At 56.4% G+C, this 2,805-nt stretch carries 3 protein-coding genes and 2 pseudogenes; 2 read left to right on the top strand and 3 right to left on the bottom strand.

The window, feature by feature from the left end:
* Positions 1-158 (top strand): annotated as a pseudogene (locus tag K359_RS62845) (IS256 family transposase); the annotation flags it as partial.
* A 300-nt stretch (positions 159-458) separates the two neighbouring features.
* Positions 459-1,115: a hypothetical protein gene (locus tag K359_RS62840; protein ID WP_156929134.1), complete on the top strand. Its 657-nt coding sequence runs from the start codon at positions 459-461 to the stop codon at positions 1,113-1,115.
* Here K359_RS62840 and K359_RS62835 read toward each other — a convergent pair.
* The 3 genes and pseudogenes from K359_RS62835 to K359_RS60705 form a co-directional block, all read right to left on the bottom strand.
* Complete coding sequence (locus K359_RS62835; RefSeq protein ID WP_156929133.1) at positions 1,101-1,250, bottom strand: hypothetical protein; 150 nt, start codon at positions 1,248-1,250, stop codon at positions 1,101-1,103. The genes K359_RS62840 and K359_RS62835 overlap by 15 nt on opposite strands.
* A gap of 145 nt (positions 1,251-1,395) precedes the next feature.
* Positions 1,396-1,677 carry a hypothetical protein gene (locus K359_RS0147500; RefSeq protein ID WP_156929132.1) on the bottom strand — a complete coding sequence of 94 codons (282 nt, stop codon included), beginning with the start codon at positions 1,675-1,677 and terminating at the stop codon, positions 1,396-1,398.
* Positions 1,678-1,785: 108 nt separating this feature from the next.
* A pseudogene (locus K359_RS60705) lies at positions 1,786-2,408 on the bottom strand (transposase).
* Between the last annotated feature and the right edge of the window lie 397 nt (positions 2,409-2,805).

Below are 2,805 nucleotides of genomic sequence, written 5' to 3'. Positions count from 1 at the left end.
CGATGGTCTTCAAACTGCTTGAGGCCGCGCAGAAAAGCTGGCGCCGTCTCGACGGTCACAACCAGTTGCCAAAACTCGTTCTCGGTGTGACATTCTCCGACGGGATCGAGGTCATCGCTAAACCGACCGACCGTCAACCCACAACCGCCGCCGCCTGACCGGCCCCGGCCGTCACCAAAATTTGGCGATAGCTCTTGTCCAGACAGAAGTGTAAGCTGTCTGATGCATTGCATTGACGAGGGCGAGATTGCCTACGTCGCGAAGAAATGCACCGACGTTCATTTCCCGGTCGTCGACGGTCGTTCGCCTGGAATGCGGCTGCACGATTTCGGCGCAACATCCTCTAAGAAGTTACTGGGAATATAGGCGACGTTTCACTTCCCATACCCAGCCGCTAAAGGTATGATCTGATGCGCTTTTCCTCCAAATCCGGAGTTGGCGCATACGGAGCGCCTTTCGTGAAATTCACCTTGACCTATGAGGGATCACTGCCGCCTTCAGCCAATGCGCGGAAGAACGGAGAAAAATGGAAAATCCGGAAGGCGTTCGATCCCCAGATCAGAGACCTTTGGGCGTCTCATCCTGCCCTGCAGGAAATTGAGCGGAATGGACGCTACTTCCCGAAGCACGGAGGTGCTGTAAATCTCCAACCTCACCATCAGCATCCGGGTCCCGTTGAAGCGCCATGGGTCCCCAAACATCCGAGGGTTAGTCATGGCACCCTCGATCTATGTGAGCCCATCGAAAGACATGGAGCCTGGTTCCGGCCATTGGTGAGGGAATCGTTCGCGCTTCACTGCGGGCTGAAGATCGTCTTTTTGCGGAAGGAATCTCCGGGTAAGGTCTATCAAGGCGGAGATATTGATGGGCGGATCAAAACCCTTGTCGACGCACTGACGATGCCTCAGCACAAGGAACAGATATTGGAGCCCAACGCACAACGCGATCCAATCTATTGCCTTCTCCAAGACGACTCTATGGTCTCAGGATTGGCAGTCGAGAGCGAACGCCTGTTGGGCGCACAAGATCATCCCGCAGACTATGTTCGGCTTACGATTGAGGTGGATGTGCGGGTTCGCCAAGCGATGATCTACAACCAATCATTTCTTGGGTGAAGGTCGTTCGATAATCTTCTTGAACGCGCGATCAGCGCCCTTTTCCGTTTCATCGGCTTCCGCTTCTTTCGCGGCATCGATGAATCGCTTGGACTGTTCGGGATCGTCGGGCTTGCGTTCTGGTTTGCGTGTCATGCCGTGCTATATAGACGAAATCGCCCCGGGCGGCCACCCGAGGCGATCACAAATGCAAGACGCTCCACAGCGCGCAACCCTTATACGCGCAATGGAGGCGCTTGACTATTGGCAAGCACAAAGGTTGTCGGCGGCATACCGCCTTTCAATGGGTCATTTTTGGGGATGCTGGAGAGTTCTGTGCAAGGCACTGATCTCTCATATCTCGAAGCTTTGCTAGTACTCCCTCTCGCAGATTCGCTGGCGCTAATTGTTGCGCGATCTCCAGATCGAAGATCGCGCGAACATCATCGTCATCCAGCAAATTTTTCTCGCGCAATCGGTAGCAAAGTCGGAAAGACGTCCACAGTCCCGAATAAACATTCGCTTCGTAATTCGAAAACGCCGTCAAAAGGTCGGCGGGGTTAGGGATGTCGCTGCTTTTCATTCCATCGCTCCTAGGTTGGTTGGCACCGTCTAGGATAACGATGGCGGGGCCGGGCGTCATGCCCGGCCCCTTTTCCATTGGAACGGCAATTCGAGTTGGAGCGCCGCCTTAGGCCTCCGAGGCGCTATGAGTTGTCTTGTAGGTGAGGCGCTTGCCGGGGAAGCCCCTGAGGGCCAGATCGGCGCGCTGCTCGTCGTTGATGCCGAGCTTTTCACGGGTGTTCTGCCGGAAGTCGAACTCGGCCAGATAGCGGTCAAGGTGCTTCTCGTCGACGTGCTGATAGACGCCGTCGAGGCCGCCTCGTCGGCCTCGACGATCTTCCCAGAGCCGCCCAGCGGCCCCACGGAGCCGTCAGGAGCCATCGCAAGGCGGATGCGATGACCAAGGTGCCAAGCCGTCTTCATGCCGCAGCCGAGGATGCGCTGAAGCTGGCGGGTCGAGACGCCTTTCTTGCTGGCGCACATCAGGTGGATGGCCTGAAGCCAGAACCGAAGCGGCAGCTTGCTTTCCTCGAAGATCGTGCCCATCCGGACCGTGAACGGCTTCCGGCAGGCATAGCACTTGCGCAAGCCCGTGCGGGTCGTCTTGCCGGACAGCCGCCCGATGCTTTCCTGATCGTCATTTTGGCAGTGCGGGCAGATCGGGCCACGGGGCCAAAGCTGACTCTCGACGTATTCGAAAGCGGCATCCTCGTTGTGGAAGCGATCTTCGGAAAGGACTGATCTCGCCATGGCGTATCTCCAATGACGAAAATCCTACATCAAGCATTTGGGTATGTAAAGTGAAACGTTGCCTGAATATATTCCATAATCTATGTTATGCGAATGCTAATAGCAATTTAATATCAGAAGGATAGCCATGCCAAAGTCCATAACGGAGACGTTGGGAGAATCGAGGCGCTGCTGTGCCGATCCGTCCATGCGGCTATTCCGCACTCCCTCTCGGGGTTGTACGCGCCAACCCGATATTTTTCTGACGGGGAAGCCGGAAGGTCCGGGCGGAACGGCTCGATTTGAATGAACTCCCTGCCTCATATCAGACAGGGCGTGGCGTTCGACGCCGGCAATGTCACGCCAGCATGCCGGCGGTCGCGTCCGCAGTCATGCAACGCAAACGGTACGAGAGGCC

The organism is Bradyrhizobium sp. th-b2, from assembly GCF_000426785.1.
GTDB classification, from domain to species: domain Bacteria; phylum Pseudomonadota; class Alphaproteobacteria; order Rhizobiales; family Xanthobacteraceae; genus Bradyrhizobium; species Bradyrhizobium septentrionale.
This window is presented reverse-complemented; position numbering and strand designations above follow the sequence as displayed.

Coding starts and splice junctions, on each gene's coding strand:
- K359_RS62835 (WP_156929133.1), bottom strand. CDS start 1,250: ATGACACGCAAACCAGAACGCAAGCCCGACGATCCCGAACAGTCCAAG.
- K359_RS0147500 (WP_156929132.1), bottom strand. CDS start 1,677: ATGAAAAGCAGCGACATCCCTAACCCCGCCGACCTTTTGACGGCGTTT.